At 37.7% G+C, this 4,310-nt stretch carries 4 protein-coding genes and 1 pseudogene; all 5 read left to right on the top strand.

Going from position 1 to position 4,310, the window contains the following annotated elements; all coding sequences use genetic code 11:
• Positions 1 to 95: 95 nt before the first annotated feature.
• Positions 96 to 299 (top strand): annotated as a pseudogene (locus H6A27_RS13870) (GDP-mannose 4,6-dehydratase); the annotation flags it as partial.
• 83 nt (positions 300 to 382) lie between these two features.
• Positions 383 to 1,522, top strand: a complete 1,140-nt coding sequence (locus H6A27_RS13865) for a GDP-mannose 4,6-dehydratase (protein ID WP_204509107.1) — start codon at positions 383 to 385, stop codon at positions 1,520 to 1,522.
• A 211-nt stretch (positions 1,523 to 1,733) separates the two neighbouring features.
• Positions 1,734 to 2,399, top strand: coding sequence for a hypothetical protein (locus H6A27_RS13860; RefSeq protein WP_154042714.1), 666 nt, complete (start codon positions 1,734 to 1,736; stop codon positions 2,397 to 2,399).
• Positions 2,399 to 2,935 carry a hypothetical protein gene (locus tag H6A27_RS13855; RefSeq protein ID WP_154042715.1) on the top strand — a complete coding sequence of 179 codons (537 nt, stop codon included), beginning with the start codon at positions 2,399 to 2,401 and terminating at the stop codon, positions 2,933 to 2,935. The genes H6A27_RS13860 and H6A27_RS13855 overlap by 1 nt, the downstream gene beginning before the upstream one ends.
• Entirely contained in the window at positions 2,932 to 4,041 is a 1,110-nt protein-coding gene (locus H6A27_RS13850) for an MBL fold metallo-hydrolase (RefSeq protein WP_235340345.1), read from the top strand. Before H6A27_RS13855 ends, H6A27_RS13850 begins: the two co-directional genes overlap by 4 nt.
• Positions 4,042 to 4,310 lie beyond the last annotated feature (269 nt).

Genomic DNA, 4,310 nt, shown 5'->3' with positions numbered 1-4,310 from the left:
ACGAGGATTTTCTGAATAATCCGATGAGAGCGGAACGGTAACTAAAAACTTAAAAACATCAACAAACTCGAAAACTTAAAAACTCATAAACTAATATGCAGAATATAGCGTTGATTACAGGTGTAACGGGTCAGGATGGCAGTTACCTGAGTGAATTACTATTGGATAAGGGATATGAGGTACACGGGATAATACGCAGAAGCTCTGTAGATTATCGTGAGAGAATAGCTCATCTGGAGGGGGTTCCTAACTTCCATCTGCATTATGCGGATATGAGCGACTCTATGTCTCTCGTAAAAAATTATTACTCTACACAATGAAGGTATTGAAGCATATAAGAAGAGAATAAAAAAAATTAATAAAACCAATAATTTACTGAGATATAAACTTCAACCGTAACATCCTGATAACCGGCGGCACCGGTTTCATAGGCAGCCACGTAGTGCGCCTGTTCGTGAACAAATATCCTGAGTACAGAATCATCAACCTGGACAAGCTGACTTATGCCGGCAACCTGGCTAACCTGAAGGACATAGAGGATAAGCCTAACTATGTGTTCGTAAAGGCTGACATTTGCGACTACGAACGCATGCAGGAGATTATGAAGGAATACCAGATAGACGGTATCATCCATTTTGCTGCAGAGAGCCATGTAGATCGCTCGATAAAGGATCCGTTCACTTTCGCACGTACGAACGTGATGGGTACGCTGAGCCTGCTGCAGGCTGCAAAACTGTACTGGGAGAGTCTGCCTGAGAAGTATGAGGGCAAGCGTTTCTATCATATCTCTACTGACGAGGTGTATGGGGCTCTGGAAATGACTAATCCTGAGGGTATCAAACCGCCGTTCACTACTACGGCTTCATCGTCGGAACATCATCTGGCATACGGTAAGGATTTCTTCTACGAGGATACCAAATACAATCCGCACAGCCCGTACTCGGCTTCGAAAGCGAGCTCGGATCACTTTGTGCGTGCTTATCATGATACTTACGGGATGCCGACTATAGTGACTAACTGCTCGAACAACTATGGCCCGTACCAGTTCCCGGAGAAGCTGATTCCGCTGTTTATCAACAATATCCGTCACCGCAAGCCGCTGCCTGTGTATGGCAAGGGTGAGAACGTGCGCGACTGGCTGTATGTGGTGGATCATGCGCGTGCGATAGACGTGATTTTCCATAACGGAAAGATTGCGGATACTTATAACATAGGCGGTTTCAACGAATGGAAGAACATCGACATCATAAAGGTGCTGATAAAGACCGTGGACAGACTGCTGGGTAACCCGGAAGGTTATTCTCTGGATCTGATCACTTACGTGACTGACCGTCTGGGACATGACATGCGTTATGCTATTGACTCTACGAAGCTGCAGCGTGAGCTGGGTTGGGAACCGAGCCTGCAGTTTGAAGAGGGGATAGAGAAGACCGTGAAATGGTATCTGGAGAACCAGGAGTGGATGGATAATGTGACTTCTGGGGATTATCAGAGGTATTATGAGGAGATGTATAAACATTAGTTGTTAGTTTTTAGTTGTTAGAGACTAGATACTGGTTGACTAGGGACTAGGTTATATAAGGGATTCCTCCATGCGGCGGCTGGTAATGCCGGGCATGGGGGAATTTCGGTTTAATATAAGGAAGAAAAAGAATATTTTTATTTGATATATCGGAATTAAAAATTACTTTTGTGAATATTATGATATTCAGCCGACAAAAAGTATTTTATTTATGATAGATAAATATTTAGAGATTGAAACGAGAGGATTGGTGTTTTTAGGAGATTTCAATCCTTCTATATTTCACCCTTATTGGTTGGCATCAAAAGACCTTATACAGGAGGAAGAGGCCAAAAATGCGAAAATAGAGATAGTCATGAATGAACTTTCCAGATTCCAGTTGGGAGAATGGTTGAGTATTGAAGTCTCAAGAAATAGATGTGATTTCAAAACAATGAAAAAACCATATTTCTATCCTATGCGTGATTTAGCTATAAATATCTTCAAAATATTGAATGAGACTCCTATAAAAGCTGTAGGCATTAATAATGTATATGATTTATCATTAAAAAATGCCGACAACTATTATAACTTTGGAGACAGGCTGGCACCATTGAATAACTGGAATGATATTCTTACATCACCAAGATTGTTAAACATCGAAATAATAGAATCTACAGAATCAGGAAACACATCTTTCAGACGTGTGAGTATATCACCGTCTGAACCTGAACTGAAGGTGAATTTCGGCATAAATTTCAATATAAACAATCATTTTAATCTGGAGCCTAACAGTAACGGTTACAAGGCATCGCAACTCGTAGAGGATAAATTTGATTATTGTGCGGCAAACTCAAAAGAAATAGTTTCAAATATTCTTTCTAAAATTTTCGGATAATGGGAGATTCAACATTACAAATCAACAAATATTCTTTCTTTGACAACTATACAAACAATAGTTTGCCTACATTGTATGAAGATTTGGTTTTAGAAGAGATTCAACTGCCGATTAAGGAAAGAGTATCTTTACTATCAACATTTGAGACTAGAGACTGTGATAAATCTGAAAAGATAGAGTTACCGTTAATAAAAAGTTCCAAAAGCAATTTGAATTATATTTGTCATTCACTCAACTGGATAGGTAATGTCACCGAAATAAAAGATGAAACTTTTACAGCTGTATTAATAAATACAGATGAAAACACTACACACGAGATTGCTGAGTTTGAAAAAAAAGATATATCAAATTGTGATTTGCATTTACTGAATGTGGGAGCTGTTTTTTATTGGAGTATAGGATATGCCAACTACTATGGACAAATAATAAAACAATCTTTTATCCGTTTTAAAAGAAGTATAAACTTGAGCAATAATGAATTTGAGTCTATAATGAATGATGTTGATAAGTTGAAGGAGGGTATCATGTGGGAATGAATCTATTCAGAGTTTCTTTGATTGGAACAGGTGGAGGATATGGAGAATCTGTTGTGGTACAATTAGGTATGAATAATTGGATGGTGGTAGATTCGTGCATAGACCCTGTTACAAAAGAATCTTTGCCTCTTGAGTATTTGAAGTCACTTGGTGTTCACATTGAGACGGAAGTAAAATTAATAGTTTGTTCACATTGGCATAACGACCATATTCTTGGGATAGACAAGCTGCTTGAAGAATGTAAATCCGCAACATTAGCATTCGCTGTAACTTCGGACAAAGCCAAGTTTCTTGAGTTTATCGGACTTGACAGCAGGAATGATAAATTATTGTCTCATACTTCCTCAACGGATATCATGGCTAAATGTCTGAATATAGTTAATCAGAGAAAAATACCTGTGAAAACAATATTACAGGATCGTGTGTTGTATAGTAGAAATGATGAAAGAAATGACATAAAAGTGATAGCTCTTTCTCCTTCAGACGCAGTAATATCAGATTTTGGAACAGAAATCTCAGAATTAATGAGAAATTATGTCCCATGCTCCAACAGAAAAATTATAGTTCGCAGTCCGAATGAAAAGTGTGTTGTTCTGCAAGTAAGTGTTAACGGATATACAGCTATTTTAGGAGGTGATCTGGAAACATCAGAAGACAATAAACGTGGATGGCTATGTATTCTCGACAATTGTAGCTGTATCTCAAAAAACAGTGCATCACTTTATAAGATACCGCATCATGGTTCTGAAAATGCATACGAGAAGAGAGTATGGGATGAAATGTTTAATCATAATTTATTGGTAGGTCAATTATCTCCTTTCATTAATGGAAAAGTATGTCTGCCAACCAAAGATATGCTTAATATATTCATTAAGAATGTGACACACCTATATATAACTTCTTTTGACATACTGAATAAGCCCAAAAAAAGAGATAATTCTTTACAAAAAGCCATACGCGCATTTAATCCAACATTAAAGGAAATTCCTTTCAGGAAAGGGATTATTGAAAATTATATAGACTTGGATGTTGAAAAATGTACATGGAAAACCAATTTGCATGGTAAGGCTTTTGAAATAGACAATGAATTTATCAGCAAAATATAGGATAAGCTTCCAAAAATGACCAGGAGTAGATGGATAATGTGACGAGCGGGGATGCGGTCAACGAAGTTAAGCCTCGTAACTTAACCTTTAATTTTTAATTCTTAATTGCCCAACATGAAATTCCCTATAGGAATACAGAATTTTGAAAATCTACGTCAAGGCGGGTATCTGACGATTAAAGATTACGATAAGAAATCGAATATCTACAAGCTGGGGTTCCCGAACAAGCATGTGAAGAATGCCTTCATGACATTGATGAAATATATTTA

The organism is Bacteroides caecigallinarum, assembly GCF_016902295.1.
Classification (GTDB): Bacteria; Bacteroidota; Bacteroidia; order Bacteroidales; family Bacteroidaceae; genus Phocaeicola; species Phocaeicola caecigallinarum_A.
Note: the sequence above shows the minus strand (reverse complement) of the source record. Positions and strands in the feature narration are given on the sequence as shown.